The following is a 24,097-nucleotide window of genomic DNA, read 5'->3' as shown; positions in this document are numbered from 1 at the left end:
CCCCATTAGCTATTTGGGATTTGCTTATTTTATTGAGGCAGCAAATCCTCCTTATCTATTCCACCATCAATTGCGTCTTTTGTCCAACAGAATTAAAAAAATTTTTTTCTGGCTTAGGGTAACAGTGGTAAGTGGGAGACGATCGCTCTTCGAGGTAGCGAATCATCAAACTTATATCAGACAAAGGCTTTCACGCTTATAAGTAGATTTTACAAAGGTCGCCATTTTGTGCCAAAGCTACGCAATTGAAATTAGCCATAGTTTAATTTCAAATTTTATCTATACGTGTTTTTACGAGTGTTTAATATAACTATTTATAACGAAAATAGGACAATATCCAAACCAAAAATTTTTAGATATTCAATAAGAGTAGAACATATGGGAGATCCGCTTACTAAGCATGTAGGTCTTACTCAAGAGATTTTTTTACACCGCATTGCAAATCGCATTCGGCAATCTTTAGAACTTCAAGAAATTTTATCGGCGACGGTTGCGGAAGTACGTTCGTTTCTCGACACCGATCGCGTAAAAATTTACCAGTTTCAACCTGACAGTCATGGATTAGTAATTGCCGAATCAATTCAGTCAGGACGTTTACCTCCTTTGCTAGGGCTGAATTTTCCCGCAGATGACATTCCCCCCTATGCGCGTGAATTGTATGTTCGGGCACGCCAGCGAACAATAGTCGATTTGACAACACACGAAATTGGTATCAGTCCTCTTAATTGCCGAGAAACAGGCGAATTGTTAGACCAGCAAGATATTCGTTATCGCCCGGTCGATCCTTGCCATGTGGAATATTTAACGGCAATGGGTGTAAAGTCTTCGGTTGTAGTGCCGATTGTTCTAGAAAATAAGGAAACTGGTAAAGATTCTTTACCTTCTTTACAGCAATCATCTCAATTATGGGGGCTGTTGGTGTCTCACCATTCAGAACCACGGGTAGTAACAGAGCAGGAATTATTATTTATTCAGTCTGTAGTCGATCAAGTGGCGATCGCTATTTCTCAGTCGATATTGCTCAACCAAGTGCGACAGCAAGCCCGCCAAGAAGCCATTATTAACCAAGTTACCGAGCAATTGTATAGTACTCCCATTGTTCAGCTTGAAGCTGCCTTAGAAGAGACTGTGGCTGCCTTTGCTGGCTCTGGAGGACGGCTCTACTTGCTGCCAGATAACGAGCAAAGCGCAGAAATCTACATTTGTGGGGTGCAGCCTACCCAACTCGATGGCGGACAAGGTAGACACATTGAGGAGCATCGATTGTGGCAAAAATACCTTTATTCTGCCTCAATGTCGCCCGTCGGCAATCCAGAACAGCCCAGTACTAAATCTTGGTCGGTAAACTGGATGAGAGCCGTTTATGCTTTGACTACTCCACCCAACGAATTAACTTCAGACTCAAATGTGTGGGCGATCGCCGACGTTTATAAAGAACCTTTATTTCGCTCGCTCGCTCCCTGCTTCCAAGCAACCCAAATTCGCGGCTTGTTAATTGTACCGCTTCAGCATGGTTCTACCGTCGTTGGCTGCTTGACTATTTTTCGAGATGAAGTAGATATTGAAACGATTTGGGCTGGCAGTTTTTCTACTGATTCTCGCCAAATGATGGCGCGTCAGTCGTTTGAAGCGTGGCGCGAACTGAAAATCGGGCAAGCACAACAGTGGGGAGAATCAGAAGTCAAGCTGGCGCAAGCATTAGGTGAGCGCTTTTCCACTGCTGTGAGGCAATACCGACTTTACCAACAGGTACAAACTCTGAATACAAATTTAGAGCAACAAGTACGCGATCGCACTGCGGAACTGCAACAAACTAACACCGACTTGCAACGCTCAACTATTGAGTTAAAGCGATCGTTTGAACGGCAGCAAGCAATGGCTGGGATCATAGCCAAAATGCGCCAGTCGCTGGATGTGGAAAATATTTTTCAAACCACAACAGAGGAAGTTTGTCAACTACTCAAAAGCGATCGCGTCGCAGTTTATCGTTTTAATGCTGATTGGGGAGGTGAATTTGTCAGCGATTATGAATCTGCAAATCCCCGATGGCACAGAAGCGTCAAACTTGGAGTGGGCATGGTATGGGACGACACCCATTTACAACAAACCCAAGGGGGACGCTATCGCCATAATCAGCCGTTTGTGGTCGATGATGTCTACAGCATGGAATTTAGCCAGTGCCATTTAGATATACTCGAACAATTTCATGTGCAAGCGTTTATGATTGCGCCGATTTTTGTCGGGCAAGAGTTATGGGGTTTATTGGCAGCTTATCAACACTCAAGCAGTCGGCATTGGGAAGCTTTGGAAGTAGAGTTTTTCACGCAAATTGCAACTCAGCTGGGAGTAGCGGTGCAGCAAGCTGAATATCTAGAACAAATGCGATCGCAATCGATACAATTGGCTCATGTGGCAGAACAGCAGCAAACCCTAGCGAGTGTCATAACCAAAGTTCGGGAATCGCTGGACTTGAACGAGATTTTTCAAACCACCACGCAAGAACTCCGCCGAGTACTCAATAGCGATCGTGTTGTTGTTTTTCGCTTCTACTCCGACTCTGAATATGAGGGTGGCGAAGTTATTGCAGAAGATGTTGCCTCTGGTTTGCCATCAACCTTAACCGCAAAAGTGTACGATCGCTGCATAGGTGAGAAGTATACCGAGAAATTCCGTCAAGGTCACATTCATGCAGTTAATGATATTTATAACTCTGAGCTAGACGATTGTTATATATCAATGCTGTCTCGCTTCCGAATCAGGGCAAACTTGGTAGTTCCCATGATCAAGCAAGATAAGCTATGGGGCTTATTGTGTATTAATCAATGTGAAAAATCCCGTGAGTGGCAAGAGTTAGAAATTGAATTTGTCAGCCAAATTGCCTCTCAGTTAGGAGTTGCCCTCGAACACGCAGTACTGCTCAAACACACACAGCAGCAAGCCACACAACTTTCCCAAACACTCGACCATTTAAGGCAGACTCAAGCTCATTTAATTCACAGTGAAAAAATGTCGAGTTTAGGACAATTAGTCGCTGGGGTAGCACATGAAATTAACAATCCGGTCAACTTTATTTACGGCAATCTCGCCCATATTCAAGATTACACGCAAAACTTGATTGAGATGCTCAATCTCTATCAACACTACTATCCCGAACCCGACCCAGAAATTAAACGACAAGCAATAGTGGCAGATTTAGAGTTCATCGCAGAAGATTTGCCTAAACTATTTTCTTCACTGGAATTAGGTGCTGAACGCATTCGGGAAATTGTTCTTTCGTTAAGAAACTTCTCTCGTTTGGATCAAGCCGAAGTAAAACCCGTTAATATCCACGAGGGACTTGATAGCACCCTGTTAATATTGCAGCATCGTCTTAAGCCTAATTCATTGCATTCAGGCATTGAGTTGATCAAGCAGTATGGTGAGTTACCTTTAGTAGAGTGTTTTGCCGGACAACTCAATCAAGTCTTTATGAATCTGCTCTCCAATGCAATTGACGCATTAGAAGAGTCGTGCCGTCAGTCTCGTAAAGCGGGTAATAATAAATATCATCCGAGTGTCACTATGAAGACGCAGCTTTTAGAAAATGATTGGGTACAAATTTCCATCAAAGATAATGGAACCGGCATGAACCAAGAAGTACACGCGAAGCTATTTGACCCTTTTTTCACCACAAAAGAGGTGGGTAAGGGTACAGGTTTAGGACTCTCAATTAGTTACCAAATTGTCGAAAAGCACCAAGGCAAATTACAATGTGTGTCCCAACCACAAGAGGGGGCTGAGTTTTTGATCGACATCCCCGTAAAACAACCAGCAAAAAAAATTGCCAGACTTTCGTCAAGCGTCATGTGAGGAGTGGGGGAGTGGAAGAGTGGGAGAGTGGGAGAGTGGGGGAGTGGGGGAGTGGGGGAGATGAGGGAGATGAGGGAGATGAGGGAGATGAGGGAGATGAGGGAGATGAGGGAGGAATTACCCATTCCTCATTCCTCTTCCTCATTGCCCATTGCCCATTGCCCATTGCCCATTGCCCATACTTTAAAAATAATCGGCGTTCAGCCTATGATGGAAAACAGATGCACCTCTATATAGAGACACAATTATGGTTGTAGCCCTACTGTATTTGATTTTGGCTGGAGCTTATCTATTAGTCATACCAGCAGCAGCCTTGGTGTACCTCACACAGCGGTGGTATGTGGCTAGCTCCTTTGAGCGCGGTTTTATGTACTTTCTCGTGTTCTTTTTCTTACCGGGTTTGTTGCTTTTGTCACCTTTTGTGAATCTTCGACCCAAACGGCGACAAATTGAAGTTTAACGATATTTGATTGGTAGGTCATAAATCTCATGCGACGGATTGACGCTGTTGGAATTGTCTTTGGCGTTTTTGTAGCTGGCGGTTTGGCTTATGTATTATTTCTGCTAGTAGGCTTAGATAGCCAAAAAGCCGGTATTTGGAGCCAAGCCTTGCTAGTCTGTGGGTTGATTGGCTGGGTAGCAACCTATCTTTTTCGTGCGGTTGGGCAAAAAATGACCTACCATCAGCAACGGGAAGAATACGAAAAAGCTTTTTTGCAAAAGCGACTCGACGAACTCACCCCAGAAGAACTTGCAAAACTTCAAGCCGATATAGAGAGTAAGGACTAGGAGCATGGGGGAGGCAGTGCGGTCTTGGGGATCACCTGCGTGGAGCACCTGCCGTCATGGGGATTTAAAGAGGGGGAAAGGGAAAAGCGGAAAATCTGATCGGAGGAAACCTCCGATCAGACTTTTTCAAGACAGGGAAAAGGGAAAAAAAGAATTATTACCAATGCCCATTAAACAATTGCGATAGGCCCCAATGCCCATTGCCCAATTCGAGCGTGCCCAATGCCCAAATTGAATTGGGTGTTCCTTATTCAGATCTTCTGGCGGATAGACCAGTAATTCAAGCTGCTGCTACCCGCGCTTTACCAAAAAAAATGGGTCTAAAGCCTCCCCCTAGAAGGGGGACTTTATTGTATAATAGTAATGGTTGGAATCCCCACGGTGGTGGCATGGCGCACGGCTCCTAGAACCGGAAAGCTTGTTCAAAGCAGCATATTGGGTAGCGAGAACCAAGAAAAACATAGCTAGAATTTCTAACGAAATCAAACCAGAAAAACCAAACAATTTTTAAGTATGGTACCGTGGGGCGCACGGAAACCGGGGAAAAGAGGAGGAACAACTTCGCTCGTAGTACCCAAAGCCTGTGGAGATGATGCCCGATGGAACTATTTAAGTCAGGCTCGGTTCTTGGTTCTATTGAACGGGTTCATGGTCTGGGTACTGCTCGCAAGAGATAGATAGTTGCAAGGTATGTCAAAGAACCAGGAAACCCAAAAAGCAATTTTTGGAATCTCCGCCCTAAAAGTGCGGAGAGAACGTCAAAAAAAGGAACGAAATTTGATTCTGTGCATGGAAATGGTGAAAGCAACTATTCCAAGTTTGCGATCGCCTATTATCCTATTCACTTATTACAACCCGATTTTGTACCTGGGAATTGAAAAGTTTCTCACTCAGATTGTAGATGCTGGGGTGGCGGGATTGGTAGTTCCGGACTTACCTTTAGAAGAAGCTCAAGGTTTGTTGCAACCTGCTTATAAGATGGGAATTGATGTTACCTTATTGGTTGCTCCCACAAGTTCAACCGAAAGAATAGAAGCGATCGCTCGTTCTTCTCAAGGATTTATTTATTTGGGAGCGCGTCACCTTAGTGACGGTCAGGCGCGAAGCCCTCTTCAATCACGAGTGTCAGATTTACTTAAACAAATTCGTGGTGTTACTGACAAGCAAGCTCGGTGTTGGCTTTGGTATTTCCCAGCCAGAACAAGCTCCTTGATGTGCGCTCCTTGGGCGCGGATGCAGCAATTGTTGGTAGCGCTTTTGTCAAACGTCTGGCAGAAGGCAACTCAGAACAAGGATTAAAGGCGATCGCAAAGAGCGATCGTCAAACCCTCAAGCAAAGCCTTGAAACTTCTGACAAGTAGCACAAATACTCCGGCTTGCTCAAATCGGTAAACTAGATTAAAAAAATTAAAGTGCAAAGTTTTTTTGCCCTGACTTAGTAGACAATTTAAGCGATATGTTCTTGAATATTAACAGCAAATATCAAGCTGTAAAAAAAATAGCTGATACGTCGGCTTATAGTTTGAGTATTATGTAAACTTGAATAGGTTATAAATAATGAGTGTGAGAGTGAATAAGTCACAAATGGATATAATTAGGTCGCACTTGAGGGGGACAGGCGATGAGTGAAAGTATGGCATTTATCGGCGGAGTTGCTGTAGCTGGTCTAGCAGCGCTCGTATTGCTCAAAGGGACAGGTACTCCAAACCTACAACCTAATATTGCTGTTGCCCCGCAAATGCCAGGGACTGTAGTCGCACCGCAAATGATGCAGCCCGGACAATATCCTGCTTACGGGCAACCATACCCGAATCCAGCGCCGATCAATCCCAGCGGTACTGAAGAGTTCAGAATGCAAATGGAACGGCAGAAAAGTCAGCTAGACGTGCTACAGCGAGAAAACGATCAGCTTAAACAGCAAATTCCCCAACTTCAATATCAAGTCGAAAATTATAAAAACCAAGCTCAATTAAGCGTCAATAACCAAGCCGCTCAACAAGCAGCATTGAAGCAGCAGACCGAAACTCCTTGGTCGTCTTCACCCATAGTTTGGGCAGTGGCAGGTATGACTCTAACGATTGGCGGTGGTGTTGTTGTAGCTGGTGTGTTGGCTTTGTTCTCACCACGGCAGCGTTCTACCCGTACCGTACAAGTAATTCATCCTTATAACGGTCCTACACCGCCATTGGCTCCTGTACGCCGCGCTGAGTTTCTCCCCCCTCGTGTAGAAACCAGACGAGTTGAAGCCACAGAATACGACGAAATGCATTGAAGTTGAAGCAGTTGTAAGCACAGTTCAAAGCAATACCCTATGGTCAGCTCAGTTACGGGCATCTAGGGTGAGAATTATCTTGGGTAAAGCCAATAAATTCTCGCCTCGGAGTTTTGTATGTAAATTATTTCTTTACGCCTAAGTTTAATTGGGTAAGGTTTTGTCTATGATAAAAAAATTACCCATAGAAACTTTGTATAGATAAGTAGAGGGCATTGGGCATTGGGCAATGGGCAATGGGCATTGGGCAATGGGCATTGGGCAATGGGCAATGGGGATTTGAACAGGGGTAAAGGGTAAAGGGTAAAGGGTAAAGGACAAGAAAGAAGAAATATTTTCCCTTTCCCCCTTCCTCCTGCCCGATGCCCCATGCCCGATGCCCCATGCCCGATGCCCCATTACCAGTTTTCTACTTATGTCAAGAAAATTACTTTAAATATTAAACTATTAGTAAGAGAAATGCGCTATAAATGTAATCCTTGCAGTGTATGATTCATCATTGCAACCATACAAATCAAGACAAAAGTCGGATGGTTTTTGATAATTACCTTCTTACTAACTGATTGGTATCATCTTTTATAAACTTTATTTACTCAGCAGAGAATATACTGGTACGTACAAAAAAACTACTAAAAACGATAAGAAAAAATACTGTATAATTTTTTTTATCCCTGATGGCTTAAAGATGATTTGTGGGTATTATTACTTAAGTGTTACCTGAAGATAGTGATTCGGCAGATGATCGTATCCATTTTTTAATTTGCTCACTTTGCTTGATGTTCAAGTGAGCGGAAAATAAATACGCATACAGATGTTTAGTTGTTTGATGATACATCAATCACGACGCTTTATATTTTGCAGCTTGATTTTCATGCAATTGCTGCATCGAGGCACTGTCATACATGCGTTAAATAAACTAACCAGATTATCGGGTGGTGTTAACTTATTGGCAACAACCTGGTAGAATCGCAGAATCATCAGTTGTGTTCATCTGTTGGCAGCAATTGCCAATACTTTTTATTCTGCACATGAATTTGAAGTAGATATATTTATCTTGGCAGTTAGCGTAAAAGTAACAAGTTGTGTTTTTAAAATTGACACAGTTTTGATAACATGCTCTAATCACAAAAAAATAGAAATGTTTTTCAGGAGTAGTTAGCAAAGCGTAATTGTATTAGGGTGCAGTAGATACAAGCAGTTAGTAAACGGTAAGCTTTCTGCCTGCTTAGTCTTGGAGTTAATTGGGAGCAAAAAAGACATTTCATCTACCAAAAGGAGGAGATTTTATAATATTTTGCATCCTGAAGACTGAATTTAATTCCACTCAATCGACAGCATTACCCCGCAAGACAAAGGAAAAAAGAGCAAGCGGACTAAGGAAAGCTGTTTTTGGGAATTGATAAAAGCAAGTACAGTTCTGTAGGCTATTTTTCATGCGTTGCATTGAAATTTAGCTAATATTTCTGTGATTTAAGTTTCACAAGTATCAGTATTGCTAATATCATGGCAGCAATAATCGCAGTGATTTAATCATTAGAACTGAAAATAGAAACGGCATTCGCACGTCAAATCATCCATTATGTGTTGAACTGATTGACACATGTTGAAAAATATGCTCTCCTGCCAAAAAAAGTTAATTAAAGATTGTGTAAAAAAAATTGTGAAAAAACTGCAATTGTATCAAAGTTAAAACACCCCTTGTTAAGATTTAGTGATACGATGCTTGCGTCTAAAAAAATTTGAATTCATCCCAAAAAAGAATTAGGTTTTTCCACAAAAACCTAATTCGATAACAATCCTCTGCTATTGCTTGATGCCTTCCAATGACATCTATAAATTCATGGTTGAGGCATAAGAGCCTCTTTTTTACCTTTTTTTCATTTAGTATATTTACTTACGGAGTTATACCTGTTCTTGCTCAAACAGGAATAATCAGGAATACCGCAGGTGCAGGTGCCGATAATCTTCCACAAGTTCGCTCAAACGAGGTGACTTTAAGCGCCGGACAAGCAGCTTTAGAGATTATCAAAACAGCTGACAGGGCAGCAGCCGAACCGGGCGAAACAGTAGTTTACCGTCTTGCCATCAGAAATGCTGGTCGGGCAGCAACAAGCCAGATATCGGTTACAGACAGACTGCCCTTAGGAGTGCGATTAATCGACAGGTCGCTAAGAGGTACCATCGGCGATCGCCAAGTCGCCTTAACCGCTGACCGGGGTTCAAATCGGACAGTGACAATTAATGCTAGTTCCGGACTGCAACCGAACGAAACCTTAGTTGTGGTATATGCCGCTGAAGTAACACCCGATGCAATTCGAGGAGATGGTAGAAACCTAGCACAAGCCAGAGCCGGAAGTTTGACAAGTAACCAATCCAGCTATCGGATACGGATTAGACCTGGCATTCTTTCGGATTGCGGCACCTTGATTGGTCGCGTGTTTGTCGATAAAAACTTTGACGGCGAACAGCAACCGAACGAACCAGGAGTACCGAACGCCGTGATTTATATGGACGACGGCAATCGCATCGTCACCGATGCCAAAGGACTCTTTTCCTTGCCAGCTGTTATATCCGGTTATCGTTCGGCAACGTTGGACTTGAGTAGCTTACCAGGTTACGCTTTAGCACCTAACACGTACTTTATCGAAAAAAATAGCCAATCACGCATGGTGAAGTTAGCACCTGGTAGTATGGCACGAGTCAATTTTGGGGTTACGCCTGCGTTTTCAGGGGGTAAGCGATGAAAACTAGAAAACCTTGTGTAAATTTTGCCAAAAATTTGGGGATGAGGCAGAACAAAGTCGGACATCAGCTACAATCCTCGATTTCATTGCGCTTTGCCCTACTTCCCAAAGGTAGTGTCGGCATATTGCCTGTATTTTTAGCGATCGCCGCACCCTTTTTCTCCAGCAGTGTTTATGCTTCCACCTTAGGCGATCGCCTCCGGGGAGTTGCCGAAACATCGACCGCAGTAGGGGAGATGGGGGGACAAGGGGACAAGGAGATAGGGGGACAAGGGGACAAGGGAGACAAGGGAGACAAGGAGGACAAGGCAGATAAGGGAGACAAGGGAGATAAGGGAGAATTTACTTCCTCATCCCCCTCATCCCCCACTCCCCCCCTCTCCCCCTCCCCCACTCCTCGACTCCTCCCATCTCTCATCTCACAAATTTCCCAACTTAGCCCAGATCCAGGCGGATTTCCTGAAGATCCGGCAACTCAGTTTCAACAAAATCCGGCTTCGCCAATTCAACAACCCATTTCCCCACCGTCGCAACAAACACCGCTACAAGCACCACCGACGACTCAGGAAGTCTTACCCAACAGTACACCGCAGACCGTTGGCGATCGCAAAGCACGCATTGAATTTGCACCTGTAGGCGATCCGCGAGTTCAAGCTGATGGACGTTCTACCATCAAGCTTTCTGGGCAAATTACCGACGATAAAGGTCAACTCATCACCCAAGACGTGATGGTGACATTGACCACCACAGCAGGGAAATTTGTTGGGGCAGACCAGGATAAAGACCAACCCGGATTTCAAGTTCGGGCTATAGGTGGTGAGTTCGTCGCCACTTTGCAATCAGAAATTAAACCCCAACAAGTCAGGATTCGAGCCGGGGTAGACAAGATTAAGACACGGAACCGCTTTAGGCAACTACCACCGCGAGCGATCGGGCAACCATCAATCCCGTATATTGGGGAAACCGATACTACTGGCGAAAGCAAACCATTTCCGCAACAAAACGATACCTCTTTATTTGAATTAATTGGCAACAAGCCATTAGAAGCTTATACCCAAGTTGAATTCACAACTTACCTGCGCCCATCGTTGGTGACAGGGATAATTAATTTGCGGATTGGACAGCGGGGAACTGATTATTGGGGGAGTAGAAGCGATTTTCTCGTTCCTGGTGAAAGTGGCGGTACTCAAGTCGATTTTTATAGTGCTGTCTTTGCCACAGGTAAAGTCGGAGATTGGTTATTTACCGGCGCGTATAACAGCCAACGTCCGCTTAACCAAGATTGTGAAGATAGAAATCGCCTGTTTGGTGGAATTCAATTCTGCGAACAACAATATCCCGTCTACGGTGACAGTTCTACTTTCACATCAACCGCGCCCTCAATAGATAGCGTCTATGCTCGCTTTGAGCGCAGTTCTTCAGTACCTGGAGCAGAGACAGACTACTTGATGTGGGGGGACTACAACACCCAGGAATTCAACCGTTCCTCGCAGTTGTATACGGCAACCTCGCGCCAATTACACGGCTTTAAAGCTAACTACAACTTTGGCAACTTACAAGTAACTGGTTTGTATGCCAATAACATTGAAGGTTTCCAACGCGATACCTTCGTCCCCAACGGAACTAGTGGAAATTATTTCCTCTCCAAACGGTTGATTGTTCCAGGAAGTGAAATTGTTTATGTAGAAACAGAGGAAATTAATCGCCCGGGTACAGTGTTGAAGCGCGAACAGTTGTATCGCGGACAAAATTATGAAATAGATTACGATCGCGGCACATTACTCTTTCGCCGTGCCATCCTTGCCACAGACCTAAATCCCTTTGACAAAACTTTGGTTCGACGAGTCGTAGTCACCTACCAAAATGAAGGTGGTGAAGATTCAAACCTATACGGCGGACGACTGCAATATAATCTCTCCAACGATCTGGAAAACAAAACTTTCTTTGCCGGTTCTTATTTAAGAGAAGACCAAGGCGATCAAGATTTTGAATTGTATGGAGCAGATTTCTTAGTTTCCTTGGGGAATTCAGGTAGGATTGTTGGGGAATTTGCCCGTTCTAACAGCGATTTGCTGACTGGGGGAGAAGTCACAGGTAATGCCTATCGCTTAGAAGCATTTGGTAATATTGGTGACAGATTGAGCGCCAGTGCTTATTACCGGGGAGTTGAGCCAAACTTCGCGAACAACGCTACCTTTAGTTTTGCACCCGGACAAACACGCTACGGCGCGTCGTTATTGGCAAGGGTGACTGATACCACCAGCTTTACTGTTGGTTACGACTTGGAAGAAAACTATGGTAGATCTACAGGCAGGATTGTAGACTTTTTTGACTTATTCGATCCGCAGCCACAAACGCGAGTTGGGGACAGAGTTAATAATGAGTTGAGAACCTTCCGCGTCGGCATTTTGCAAAGAATAGGAAATGCAGATGCGAGTTTAGAGTATGTGAACCGATCGCGTGATGATAGAGTAAGCGATCGCTTTAGTGGTAATGCTAATCAGTTAGTATCTCGCCTCAAATTGCCTCTAACTCAATCATTGACCTTTCAGGCGCAAAATGAACTGAATATAAATGGCTCTGACCCACTTTATCCCAACCGCACCACCTTCGGCTTAGATTGGAAAGCTTTACAAGGCGTGACAGTACGACTCGCTCACCAATTCTATGATGATAGCGAGTTACTTCGCGGCAATTCCTTCACCACCTTGGATACGATTTTCGATCGCAAGTTAGCCGAAGATACTGCGATTACAGGTCGCTATTCGGTGCTATCCGGTTTCAATGGCTTGCAAGGTCAAGGCGCTGTAGGATTGGATCAAGGTTTTCGGGTTGCCCCAGGATTAAAGGTGAATGTTGGATACCAGTATATATTTAGAAATATCTTTAACGCCACCGCTGCTGGAAACCGCAACGAACAATATTACGCTGTTGGTCAAACCGCTTCCTCACTCGGACTGTTTGCTGGTTCAGTGTATAGTGTAGGGCTGGAATATACTGATAATCCGGATTTCAAAGCAAGCACTCGCTTTGAATATCGTGATGGCGACGAAGGCAATAATTTAGTTATTTCCGCCGCCGCTTCCGGTAAACTCTCTCCCGCTTTAACCGCACTGGTTCGCTTTCAACAAGCAGGTGAGGCAAACGTCTTTCTGCCAACTTCTGCGGGTATTGTCAGCGATGGAGTCAGATTTCAAGAACTCGGCGACACCTCCAACTTGAGATTTGGTATAGCTTACCGCGACCCCAGCAACGATAAATTCAACGCTTTGCTGAAATATGAGTGGCGGCAAAACTTTGACTCAATTCCGGAAGCGCAATTGACCGGCACCACCGCCACCGGACATGTCTTTTCTGCTGAAGCGATTTATGCCCCAAACTGGCGCTGGGAATTTTATGGCAAGTACGCTTTGCGTAATGGGGTCACTTTTTACAGTGGCGATAGATACGACGGTACAGTTAACTTGGCGCAACTGCGGGCAAGTTACAGACTCGGTTATCGCACTGATTTGGCAGTAGAAGGACGCTGGATTGGGCAAAACTCTAACAGCGGCACTGATTACGATGAATTTGGCATCGCTGTTGAATCTGGGTATTATTTAACGCCTGATTTGCGCGTGGGTTTGGGCTACAGCTTTGGTAGCGTCGATGACCGGGACTTCACCGGCTATAGGTCTGAGGGCGGTTTTTATGTGAATATCAGCTTGAAGTTGAATGAACTTTTGGGCGGCTTTGGATTGCAAAAACCCGTACCCAGACAGCAACAAGAGTCAGAAGTGCAACCAGTAGTTAGCAGAAATAATAATTCTCAAAGCAACTTGATTAACCGTCTGCGGCTTCCGAGAGCGCAAAATTCATCGGATAAGTTGGTTAGCCGTCTCAAAGGACTGGGGACTGGGGACTAGGGAGCCAGTCGCGTGCGGTGAGTCCACTCGGCGGTGTCGGTTTCCGGAGCCAGCCGCGTGCGCGGGTTCCCCGCGTTGAGCGGACTGGCGTTCCCGTCGAAGTGGCGAACCCGAAGGGAGGTGTCCTCCGTTGAGCGAACTGGCGTGACTGAAGAATAGGAAAAGAATTATTACCAATGCCCAATGCCCAATGCCCAATGCCCAATGCCCAATGCCCAATGCCGGAGAATGCGAGGTGTACAGGAGTGAGTAATGTCTGTTATGAAATTTCGTTTATTGTTGCTGGTTAGTGGTATAGCTTTCGTTGTGAGTAAAAAATTCTCGCAACAACTATCAACTAACAAATATCAATTAACAATTCTTTACCTTTTGCCTTTTGCCTTTTGCCTTTTACCTTCAAAAGTTGCATTTAGTCAAACACCTACTCCCCCAGCTTTGCGGGTGGTGGTGAACAGTAACTCTGATGGTAATATTCAAGCTGATTCAGTACTGACATTGCGAGAAGCGATCGCTCTGGTCAATGGTACGCTAACAGTTGAACAACTCAGCAGTAGCGAAAAAGCTTTAGTCCAACCACAAACCGGCGGGGGTTCGCGCATTGAGTTTAATTTGCCCAATGGCGCAACCACGATTCAATTGCAGCAACAATTACCCGATTTGTCAAGTCCGGGATTGGTGATTGATGGTGCGACGCAACCGGGATATGATGCAGCTACTTCAGCTACAGCAGAAATTGCCATTCCGGTGCCGGTAGTGACAATAACTCCAGCGACAGATAAAGAAATATTTCGCGGCTTGACTATTGTCGCCGATGGTGTAACTATCCGCGGCTTAAGTATTTATGGTTTTAATGCCAGTCCGCTTAAGCAGCAGCTAGGCAACTTATTAATTTATGATGGGATTCCCAAGCCGGTGACGCTGACCACACCACCGGGAGATATTGTTATTTCTCATCGCTTTCCGCCTCCCAACACCAAACGACAGCAACCGCCTAACGATGATTTTCCTTTTTATAACCGAGATGTCCCACCGAAGAATGTTGTTATTGAAAACAACTGGTTGGGACTGACGACTGATGAAAGGATGCCACCAACGACATCAGCTTTTGGGGTTTATGTTTTCAATTCCCAAGGAACGACAATTCGCAACAACCGAATTTATTATCATGATGGTAGCGCCATTATTACCTCAGTTAGGGGTGAAAATACGGTAGTACAACAAAACATCATCGTCGGGAATGGTATCGAAGGTATGCCCGATGCCTTGCGGATTGAGGGTGTAGTTACCAAGTCGCAGATTTTGGGTAACTTGATTTGCGCCAACGATGGGGCAGGCGTGTATTTATTTAAACCTCAAGGTGACGTGTTATTACAAAATAACAAAATCACTTATAACGGTAGACGATTGCGACGGGCAGCGGTTTATGTGATGGGTAGCAATCATCAAATAATTGGTAACGAGATTGACCATCAAACAGGACCTGGGGTAGTAGTGTCAGCGTTTCCTGATACTGAACGCAACATCATCCAAAATAACTTATTTGCGGCTTTGGAAGGTTTGAGTATTGACCTCAACACCCAGCGCAATCTTGATGTCAGCGACTTTCAACGGGGAGATGGTCCCAATCCCAAGCGCGATTCAGGCAATCGTCGTCGGGATACAGGAAATGGAGCGATTAATGCACCAGAATTTACCGCGAGGGCGTTTGTACCCAGTGGTAACGGTGTCACTTTACAAGGGAAAGCTGACCCAGGTTCGCAAGTAACAATATATCGTTTAGGAGATTATCAAAGAGGAAAACAAGCACTTTATGAACCAGGTTATGGAGCGCTGAGTCAAGTGTTGGCGACTGCGCCTGTAGACAGCAAAGGCAATTTTAGCATCACGGCGACAAACTTGCAGACCGGAGAAATGGTGAGTGCGATCGCCACCGATCCGAAATATGGGACATCGGAACCAGCGATCGCCGCCGTAATTGGCACTCCTGGGACACCAACCAACCTCACGCCATCTTCTCAAGTGACGCCCATACAGCCACCGCAGTGTACTTCAAGACCTGCGCCACCCCCGCCACCAGAACCACCAGCACCACCCCCACCACCAGCACCACCAGAACCACTGCGGATACGCGTACCGCGTAACGTTCACTTTGCCTTAGATAAATCTTTTATCAGTCCAGCGAGTGCCCTGGTTTTGGATCGGATAGCGCAGGTGTTGAAGCAATATCCGGTGATTGTCATTGAAATAGTTGGTCACACTGACCCCCGCGCTAGCGACGCCTATAACCAAGCGTTGGGTCAACGACGGGCATTATCTACGAGACGTTACTTATTACAGCAAGGTATCGCTCCCGAAAGAATGACCATTCGTTCTCAGGGTGAAAGGCAGCGTGTAAGTGAAGGTTCGGGTCGAGTAGATTATGCACGCGATCGCCGTGCGGAAATTATTTTCAAAGACATTAGAGGCATCGACATCATTATCGAAGGACAAGAACAAGACTTACAAATCGAACCACCAAGAGGTAGAAGGTAGCCCAAAAGAATTAAGTATGAAGTATGAAATTACATCATTAGTAAGCGCGATCGTGCGTCAAGTCTGACGGGGAAAATTTCCCTGTCAGACTTGACATGAATATCGATTCGCTGAGTATACCAGCGAGGTATGTAGCGATTTTTGATTTCAGATTTAGGTAAGACTTAGGCAAAGTTATGGAAAAACGAACCACAGAGGAAGCAGCGAAAAGTCGAGCCAGTCGCTTGGTGAGGCAGCGCGGTCTTGGGGGTTCCCCCCATGAGCGACTGCCGAAAGGGTTTCCCGACTTGGGCGAACTGGCGTTGAGCGGAGGTTTCCTCCGATCAGACCTTTTCAAGAGAGAGTCACAGAGGAATGAGAAAGAGAGAGAATTTTTATGTAAGTTCTATTACACTCATAAATCAACATCTTCTGCGGCAATAAATGCAATGTCAACTACTAAGTTTTTTAGTAAATGTACTTAATTTATTTTTCTTTAAATGACTTGATGGCAAGACAAAATGACTTTGAGTTTAAAGGAGTAGAGAAATAAAACGTAAGAGACTGAGAAAAAAATCCTTTCTCATTCCTCTTCCTTCGTGTGCTTCGTGTCTTTGCGGTTCGTTTTTTCATTACTTTGCGTTCGTTTCCCTAGGAAGGGCTAAAGCCTCGCTCGTTTCCCACTTACCGAGTTATTTTATGAAACCTTTATTTAAGCGTTTACCAGAAATCACCCACACTCAGGTATTTCAACCTTTAAAACGTACACTTTTGACACTGCTGTTTACAGTGCCGCAAGTTCCCATACAATATCCATTGCTAGGAAGCATTTCATCCGGTGGGAAAGCTTTGGCACAAACAACAAGCTGTCCGGCTGGGACATCACCCGGAACTATAGAGTGGACTCCCACCGAGAACCTCCAAGGTTTTTTAAGTCAAAATTTGAGCGTTGGCGGCATTAGTACCACCTTCCGCTTTACTGAAAGCAGCCCTGGAGTTATCGACCAAGGGGAAACACGTATTGAAACACAAGAATACGGTGGTTTTAACGAACCTAATTTAAGGTTTAATATCGGAGGAAATTCGCCACCCAACCCACCTCGAGATAGCAGTCCGGTAGCACCTGGCAGTAGTGCCACACTTACTATCACCTTCGCACAACCAGTCACCCTAGCATCCCCCCTGACTTTTTTAGACATTGACAGAAATGGTCCGCCGCCACGAGACCCTGCGGGAAGAATTTTCCAAGATAGAGTGACAATTAGAGCACTCAATGGAACTACACCAGTTGGTGTGACAGGTACGGCATTAGGTACAAATACTAGAGTCACCAATCAAGGTAATAGTGTTCTGGCAGAGGGTATAAACAACAATGCCAATAACAATGAAAACGCTGGCAATATTCAAGTTACGCCAGCTGGGGCAATTACCCAAATTCAAGTTTTATATGAGCCAGGAACAGAATTTGGTGCTCCTGTGCAGGATGAAACTATCGGTCTTGCTAGGATAGATATTTGTGCGCCTGTTCCTGGCGGCACACTTGGCGATACTGTTTATAATGATACCAACGGTAACAGCATTCAAGACACAGGCGAAACCGGCATCAGCGGCGTTACTGTGAATTTAGCAGGGGCGGGACCTGATGGTGTATTTGGCACGCCAGACGACATCAGCCGCACCACTACCACCGATGCCAATGGGATATACAGCTTCCCTGGTTTGCCTGCGGGTAGTTACAGAGTTTCGGTTAATAATCCTGCTGGTTTAACACCCACTCAAACTCAACCGAATGCGGTCGGTTTAGGTGCTGGTCAAACTATTAATACACTTGATTTTGGCTTTACGCGGCAACAAGGCTCGATTGGCGATACTGTTTATAATGACACCAACGGCAACAGCACCCAAAACTCAGGCGAAACCGGCATCAGTGGCGTTACTGTCACCTTAGCAGGGGCAGGACCTGATGGGCAATTTGGCACAACTGACGATTTTAGCCGCACCACTACCACCGATAGTAATGGTAGATACAGCTTTACTGGATTGCCTGGGGGTAATTACAGAGTCACAGTTAATAATCCTGCTGGTTTAACAGCAACTCAAACTCAACCGAATGCGATCGCCCTCGGCAACGGTCAAAATATCGATACTGTTGATTTTGGCTTCACTCAGCAAGCATCAGGTGTATCCTCGATTGGCGATACTGTTTTCAATGACACCAACGGCAACGGTGTCCAAGACCAAGGCGAACCGGGAATCGGCGGCGTTACCATCAACCTGAGAGATAGTAGCGGTAACGTTGTTGCTACCACCACTACTAACAGCAACGGTAATTACAGTTTCCCCAATCTCGCACCAGGTAACTACACAGTATCTGTTCCCAACCCTCCTGCCGGCTTCACCCCAACTCTCGTACCGTCAGCCATCAGCTTACAACCCGGTCAAAATGTTGACACGGCTGATTTTGGCTTTACTCAGCAGCCACGCGGCACAATTGGGGATACTGTATTCAGCGATACTAACGGCAACAGCACTCAAGAACCGGGCGAACCGGGAATTCCCGGTCTGACTGTGTTGGTCAGAGATAGCAGCGGTAACACAGTTGCCACCACTAACACTGATGCTAACGGCAGATATAGTGTTAACGTGCCACCTGGTACTTACACAGTAGCTGTTACCAATCCGCCTTCTGGCTTCACCCCGACTTTAACCCAGCCGAATCCGATCAACGTCGGCAACGGTCAGAATATCGATACAGTTGATTTTGGCTTCCGTCCGACCTCCCAAAGTTCAATTGGGGATACGGTTTTCCAAGACCTGAACGGCAACGGCGTACAAGATTCTAATGATGTCGGAATCAGCGGCGTGAGGGTGAGATTGTTTGGTCCTGGACCAGATGGTATTATTAACACTGCCGACGACAACCAAATCGCGGAACAATTCACTGATAACACCCCAAATATAGCTATTGGTGGTAGGGGTAATTATACCTTTAATAATTTACCGCCAGGAGTTTACAGAGTAGAATCTGACACTCCCCCAGGCAACCCACCCAACGATCGCACTACTCTGACTACCGGTCGAAATCCGATCATTGTCAATCTCGCAGCTAATCAAAACTTCCTGAACGCCGATTTTGGCTTTAACATGACAGGATTTAGCGGTAATAATCCTGGTTCAATTGGCGACACAGTATTTAACGATCGCAATAATAACGGCGTTCAAGACTCTGGCGAACCGGGAATTCCTAATGTCCCCTTAACTCTGACTCTTCCCGGACCCGATGGTAGATTAGACACTCCTGGTGACAACACCACGCAAACGACTACCACCAACAGCAACGGTAACTACGGCTTTAATAATTTGCCGCCAGGACCTTACAGAGTTACAATTACCCAGCCATTCGACTTTCCCCAAATTACCACTGGTAGTCCGCAAATAGATGTAAATCTCCAATCAGGTCAGACCTTAAATAACGTTGATTTTGGCTTGCGGCGTCCACCTGGAGGTACTATCGGTGATTTTGTCTTTAATGATAGAAATGGCGATCGCACTCCTAACCCAGGCGAAACCGGAATTCCCAATGCTACCGTAACTCTGAGAAACTCTAGCAATCAGATAGTTGCTACCACTACAACTAATAACAACGGTAACTACATCTTCACCGGCTTGCCACTAGGCAATTACACTGTAGACGTAACCAGACCAGGTAGCGGTTTAAACCCAACCACTAACACAACCTTGACAGCTAACTTAACTGAGGCAAATCCAGATAACCTCAACATTGACTTCGGTTTCCGTGGTGGTACTGTCGGTCAAACAAATACTGGTCTGCGCTTGGTAAAACGAATTACCAACGTCTTTAGAAATGGTCAGCCTGTCAACATTACCAACTTCAACACCTTTGTCGATGACCCCAACGATAATAACGACAATCTTTTACAGCAAGCCGGACGTCCACCTCTCGGCGTTAGCCAACTAGAAACAGCTTTGCAAAGCGGTGATGAAGTAGAATACACAATTTATTACCTTGCTGAAGGCACTCAAGACTTGCAAAACGTCAGCTTCTGCGATTTAATTCCACCGGAAACAAGCTATAGTTCCGGGGAAATTTCAGTCAATCGAGCCGGTGCAAATAGTTTGCTAACTAACGCTCAAGATAGCGACCAAGGAGCATTTTTCACTCCCTTACAACCGTTACCTCAGCCCAATCAATGTCTGAGTCAAACAAATACTAAAGGTGCAGTGATTGTCAACTTGGGCACTATCACCCCCGATCGAAACTTCGGTTTCCTGCGCTTCCGCGTCCAAATCGATTAGAACTGGCGATTTACGGGTGGTGAGAATCTCGACTTCTTTAAGGTCAGAAACCCGACTTCTTTAAGAAGTCGGGTTTCTCTGTTGATAAAATTTAATTATGAATGCAGAAGTTGTCGTTACCAAAACTAATCGCTTCGTGACCAACGTTAAAGCGTTGGTTATGAATGCAGAAGTTGTCGTGACCAAAACTAATCGCTTCGTGACCAACGTTGAAGCTGTTGAAACTTCGTATCCTAATAAATTACGTTTGTGCTAAATTAACTATCGCTTCGGTGATTGCCGTGAACACTATTGATATTCAACGAATCGTTGACCAAACCGAAATCATTAACCTACTCAATCGCTTTGTGCTGAGTATTGATACACGCGATTACACTACCATGCGTGCTTGTTTAACCAACGAAGTTAATTTTGACTATTCAGCTTTGTTTGGGACTATCATGCCTTCGGCTGCTGATGAGTTGATAGAAGACGTTCGCCAAAACCATGCAGGGTTTCGAGGATTACAACACCTGACTGCTAACCACTTTGTTATCGTTGACGGGGATAGTGCAACATGCACCGCTAACTTCATCGCTCACCACTTTCTGCCAAACGATCGCGGTGGTAACTCGTGGACGCTAGGTGGTCGATATGACTATCAACTAACACAAACTGAAACTGGTTGGAAAATTTCTGGATGCACCATTCACGTTTCGTGGACAGATGGTAATCTTCAGTTATTCGATTTGGCGCGTCAGTACCTAAGTTGATTCAACTTGCTAATAAATTCGGGGTAATCTTACATCAGATGTATTAACGTAACACTGTATTAGGTATTATTATTGAGGCTTTTACTTATCGCCTTAAATATTACAGTTCCCAGCCCCAATGCAAAAAACTAAATTTATTAGCTTAATTACCACCAGTGCTGTGCTATTATCTACCTTCATCATCGGGGGAAAATTTGCCCTAGCACAGCAGCGTCCCGTTCCCCTTTTGAGAGCGAAATGTGTTAGCAGTGGACTTGGCACTTACCGCGAGCAAAATCTTGATGTTTCTATCGGCAAAGCAGTTTATACAAGTCAGTTTTATTTAGGAGCAGGCAGCCGCTCGGCTTCGTTGACTTGTAAAATTAAACCAGATAATCGCCCAGAATCTCCTTTTCAAACTTTCAATTTAGGATTTGGAATGCGTGACAATGACACAACAACTCCAAATGTGGTAGTTAAGGTTTACTTAGATGGTCAGCAGGCTGAAAGCCGAACTGTAATTGCAACACAGCCAATTTCATTATCACTTGATGTCAGCAATGTTAGTAACGTTGCTATAGAAGCTGTTTGCTCTCGCTCAAACCAATATTGCGATAGAGTTTACTTTTATAAGGCTGATTTAGAGCGCAAAATTGTCTCTCCACAACCGAAAAAGTAAATTTGTTATTTGTTGGTGGATAGTTGATAGTTGATAGTTGATAACTGTTAACCGTCAACTACAGCAGATTGCAACGGGCGTGAGGTACAGATTATTGTAAGGGCACAACATTGTTGTGCCCCTACCTGTGTACCTCATTTACCTGAAAAACGCTGTAACAACCAACAACCAACCACTAACAACCAACAATTAACCTAAAAACCATTTTCATCAGTTTCCGTTGTAGTTTCACTATCTATATCATTGTCGGATTCTTCAGTAGAGACGTTTTGCCGGAATGTCTCTACTTGATGCCGACGATGATTTAGATGATGGGGATTACCGATTTTTGGCAATTCCTGTTTTGCTAAATTTTCGGCTGCTTGCTTAAATAAGGGTTCCATTTTATCTCGCCAATATTGAATATTCGGCAACTTTTCTGGATGGTCTTTATAAGCTAAAACTTTATCCCATTGACCGTTATCAAGTGCTTTATTGATTTCATTAGATAAAGCTTCCGCTTTTGCCCAATCTTGCTGCCATTGAGAAACTGTTCCGGCTGTATCTTTCCAAGTTGAAGAAGCTGAAGCAGGCAGAGATTTGAGGAGTGCGATCGCTCCCGCTAAATCTCCATTATCATACTTCTCTCTTGCTTGTTCCACAACCTGAGAATTGTTCTCACTAGAAGTTGATTTATCTGTTTCATCAGTAAATGGTTCAGCACGAAATGGATCTGATTTTTCTAACTTTAGCGATTCTGGTTTTTCTAGCTTTGGCAATGAAATAGCAGCAGGTGGTTTTGGTATCGGTTGGGGAATCGGTCGAGCTGCAATTAAGTCACTATCATTTACTGTCTTAATAGCAATACCTTTATCTCGCAAACAAGATACCCATTGTTCTGGATTGGCTATTACATGAGAGTTCGCCCAAGCAGATTTTCTCGAATCAAGTTTAACTTCTACCCAACCGAGTTTTGTCCGCTTGCCAGTCACCTCAAAAGCAGTGTTATCGCTAAGTGTTTGTACAATATTATCAGAATTAATTGCACTTGGCTCAGAACGGATATTAGAATTACCTGTAACAACAGCCTCGCAGATATTTGCTGAAGCTGCGCCATTACTAGCAAAATTAAAACCGAGATTTTTCGCACTTCCAACTAAATTGGTGGCAACAGCAGCCGCACCACCTGCCAATAATGCGGCAATGACTAGCGGCAATAAGTCGGGTCTGTTAGACTCTTTACGGGCAGGTTTGGCAGCATGATTTGCTGGTGCAACGGCGATGGTTTGCTGCCGAGACATTTGAGAAGTTGGTTTGGTTGCTTGGTAGCTGCTGGGAGTTCTCGCGTATTCTTGAGATGCCGGTACAGAAGAAAGCAATTGCAATGATAGCAGTGCTTGCATGACGCTGTTATAGCGGTCTTTGAAGTGATAGCGCACCATCTTGCTTAACACCGCCGCCAATTCTGGACTTACAGGTGCTAAATGCTGCCAGATAATTTCGCCTGTATCGGGGTCTTCTTGAAAATCGATTGGCGCTACTCCCGTCAGCGCTTGAATGGCGATGATACCTAGAGAGTAAATATCGCTGTTGGGACGGGGTTTGCCTTGTCCTTGTTCTGTGGGCATATAACCGGGAGTGCCAATCGCTACAGTAGCGGTGGTTTGCCCAGCAAAAGTAAGATTAGGCGATCGCAGTTGTTTAACAGCTCCAAAGTCTACTAAAACTAATTTCTGATCGCAAGTACGACGAATAATATTATCTGGCTTGATATCGCGGTGAATTACGCCTTCGCGGTGGACAAATTCTAAGATATTCAGAACTTCTAGCAACATCTGAATGACTTCGCTTTCACTCCAACGCTGATTTGGTACAAGTTCTTCGTTGAGGGTATGTCCTTCAATAAATTCTTGGACTAAATAAAATTCTTTATTTTCGTCAAAATAAGCTAAAAGTCTGGGTATTTGGTCATGATTACCCAGTTTTTCTAAAGTTTCCGCTTCTGATTGAAACAAGCGCTTGGCGGTTTCAAAAACTTTCGGATCTGAGTTTGCCCCTTTGAGGTGCTTGACAACGCAGATGGGGTTGCCCGGACGCCTGGTATCTTGGGCAATGTATGTTTCTCCAAATCCCCCCGTCGCAAGGACTCTCACTACCTGATAACGATGGTCTAACAGCTTGCCGATCATATTCCCTCCCCAGTTTTAACACCCATTTTCCGGATGGTAATAAATATCTCCAGGTTTTCTTTGATGAAATCCGCTATCTTGAGAAAAGATTTAGGCGGAAAACACAATTTTTTCACAAAAACGTTGTTAATT

At 44.7% G+C, this 24,097-nt stretch carries 13 protein-coding genes and 2 pseudogenes; 13 read left to right on the top strand and 2 right to left on the bottom strand.

Annotation, left to right across the window (positions count from 1 at the left end):
* The first annotated feature begins 378 nt into the window (after positions 1–378).
* From AABK37_RS10805 to AABK37_RS10775, 7 genes and pseudogenes are all read left to right on the top strand, one after another.
* A complete protein-coding gene (locus tag AABK37_RS10805) occupies positions 379–3,849 on the top strand; it encodes a GAF domain-containing protein (RefSeq protein WP_432551571.1) in 3,471 nt (1,156 codons plus the stop codon).
* Positions 3,846–4,106, top strand: a complete 261-nt coding sequence (locus AABK37_RS10800; RefSeq protein ID WP_432551570.1) for a hypothetical protein — start codon at positions 3,846–3,848, stop codon at positions 4,104–4,106. Before AABK37_RS10805 ends, AABK37_RS10800 begins: the two co-directional genes overlap by 4 nt.
* Complete coding sequence (ndhL, locus tag AABK37_RS10795) at positions 4,097–4,309, top strand: NAD(P)H-quinone oxidoreductase subunit L (RefSeq protein WP_039754797.1); 213 nt, start codon at positions 4,097–4,099, stop codon at positions 4,307–4,309. Before AABK37_RS10800 ends, ndhL begins: the two co-directional genes overlap by 10 nt.
* A 29-nt stretch (positions 4,310–4,338) precedes the next feature.
* A complete protein-coding gene (locus AABK37_RS10790) occupies positions 4,339–4,638 on the top strand; it encodes a DUF3007 family protein (protein ID WP_432551569.1) in 300 nt (99 codons plus the stop codon).
* A 230-nt stretch (positions 4,639–4,868) separates the two neighbouring features.
* Positions 4,869–4,949, top strand: a pseudogene (locus AABK37_RS10785) (tryptophan synthase subunit alpha); the annotation flags it as partial.
* Between the two features lie 432 nt (positions 4,950–5,381).
* A pseudogene (gene trpA / locus AABK37_RS10780) lies at positions 5,382–5,999 on the top strand (tryptophan synthase subunit alpha); the annotation flags it as partial.
* 260 nt (positions 6,000–6,259) lie between these two features.
* Positions 6,260–6,910, top strand: a complete 651-nt coding sequence (locus AABK37_RS10775; protein ID WP_432551568.1) for a heterocyst differentiation related protein — start codon at positions 6,260–6,262, stop codon at positions 6,908–6,910.
* Between the two features lie 144 nt (positions 6,911–7,054).
* Here AABK37_RS10775 and AABK37_RS10770 read toward each other — a convergent pair whose 3' ends face one another.
* Complete coding sequence (locus AABK37_RS10770; RefSeq protein ID WP_432551567.1) at positions 7,055–7,309, bottom strand: hypothetical protein; 255 nt, start codon at positions 7,307–7,309, stop codon at positions 7,055–7,057.
* A 1,424-nt stretch (positions 7,310–8,733) separates the two neighbouring features.
* Between AABK37_RS10770 and AABK37_RS10765 the strand changes: the two genes are divergently transcribed.
* The 6 genes from AABK37_RS10765 to AABK37_RS10740 all read left to right on the top strand — a co-directional run bounded on the left by AABK37_RS10765 (position 8,734) and on the right by AABK37_RS10740 (position 21,797).
* Positions 8,734–9,654 carry a DUF11 domain-containing protein gene (locus AABK37_RS10765; RefSeq protein WP_432551566.1) on the top strand — a complete coding sequence of 307 codons (921 nt, stop codon included), beginning with the start codon at positions 8,734–8,736 and terminating at the stop codon, positions 9,652–9,654.
* Positions 9,651–13,559: a hypothetical protein gene (locus AABK37_RS10760; RefSeq protein WP_432551565.1), complete on the top strand. Its 3,909-nt coding sequence runs from the start codon at positions 9,651–9,653 to the stop codon at positions 13,557–13,559. Before AABK37_RS10765 ends, AABK37_RS10760 begins: the two co-directional genes overlap by 4 nt.
* 261 nt (positions 13,560–13,820) lie before the next feature.
* Complete coding sequence (locus AABK37_RS10755) at positions 13,821–16,091, top strand: OmpA family protein (RefSeq protein WP_432551564.1); 2,271 nt, start codon at positions 13,821–13,823, stop codon at positions 16,089–16,091.
* A gap of 678 nt (positions 16,092–16,769) precedes the next feature.
* Positions 16,770–20,387 (top strand): SdrD B-like domain-containing protein, encoded by a 3,618-nt coding sequence (locus AABK37_RS10750; protein ID WP_432551563.1) that lies wholly within the window; start codon positions 16,770–16,772, stop codon positions 20,385–20,387.
* Positions 20,388–20,668: 281 nt separating this feature from the next.
* On the top strand, positions 20,669–21,139 hold the full coding sequence (locus AABK37_RS10745) for a nuclear transport factor 2 family protein (protein WP_432551562.1): 471 nt from the start codon (positions 20,669–20,671) through the stop codon (positions 21,137–21,139).
* 118 nt (positions 21,140–21,257) lie between these two features.
* On the top strand, positions 21,258–21,797 hold the full coding sequence (locus AABK37_RS10740) for a hypothetical protein (protein ID WP_432551561.1): 540 nt from the start codon (positions 21,258–21,260) through the stop codon (positions 21,795–21,797).
* Between the two features lie 194 nt (positions 21,798–21,991).
* Here the strand turns inward: AABK37_RS10740 and AABK37_RS10735 are convergent, their stop codons facing one another.
* Positions 21,992–23,965: a protein kinase domain-containing protein gene (locus AABK37_RS10735; protein WP_432551560.1), complete on the bottom strand. Its 1,974-nt coding sequence runs from the start codon at positions 23,963–23,965 to the stop codon at positions 21,992–21,994.
* Between the last annotated feature and the right edge of the window lie 132 nt (positions 23,966–24,097).

Origin of the sequence: Tolypothrix sp. VBCCA 56010 (assembly GCF_050875635.1) — a bacterium.
Classification (GTDB): Bacteria; Cyanobacteriota; Cyanobacteriia; order Cyanobacteriales; family Nostocaceae; genus Hassallia.
The sequence above is the reverse complement of the archived record's forward strand: the minus strand, read 5'-3'. Positions and strand labels throughout refer to the sequence as shown.

Bases quoted from the DNA above. Each gene is read 5' to 3' on its own strand.
- AABK37_RS10805 (WP_432551571.1), top strand. From the start codon at position 379: ATGGGAGATCCGCTTACTAAGCATGTAGGTCTTACTCAAGAGATTTTT.
- ndhL (WP_039754797.1), top strand. From the start codon at position 4,097: ATGGTTGTAGCCCTACTGTATTTGATTTTGGCTGGAGCTTATCTATTA.
- AABK37_RS10790 (WP_432551569.1), top strand. From the start codon at position 4,339: ATGCGACGGATTGACGCTGTTGGAATTGTCTTTGGCGTTTTTGTAGCT.
- AABK37_RS10775 (WP_432551568.1), top strand. From the start codon at position 6,260: ATGAGTGAAAGTATGGCATTTATCGGCGGAGTTGCTGTAGCTGGTCTA.
- AABK37_RS10770 (WP_432551567.1), bottom strand. From the start codon at position 7,309: ATGGGGCATCGGGCATGGGGCATCGGGCATGGGGCATCGGGCAGGAGG.
- AABK37_RS10765 (WP_432551566.1), top strand. From the start codon at position 8,734: ATGACATCTATAAATTCATGGTTGAGGCATAAGAGCCTCTTTTTTACC.
- AABK37_RS10760 (WP_432551565.1), top strand. From the start codon at position 9,651: ATGAAAACTAGAAAACCTTGTGTAAATTTTGCCAAAAATTTGGGGATG.
- AABK37_RS10755 (WP_432551564.1), top strand. From the start codon at position 13,821: ATGAAATTTCGTTTATTGTTGCTGGTTAGTGGTATAGCTTTCGTTGTG.
- AABK37_RS10750 (WP_432551563.1), top strand. From the start codon at position 16,770: ATGAAACCTTTATTTAAGCGTTTACCAGAAATCACCCACACTCAGGTA.
- AABK37_RS10740 (WP_432551561.1), top strand. From the start codon at position 21,258: ATGCAAAAAACTAAATTTATTAGCTTAATTACCACCAGTGCTGTGCTA.
- AABK37_RS10735 (WP_432551560.1), bottom strand. From the start codon at position 23,965: ATGATCGGCAAGCTGTTAGACCATCGTTATCAGGTAGTGAGAGTCCTT.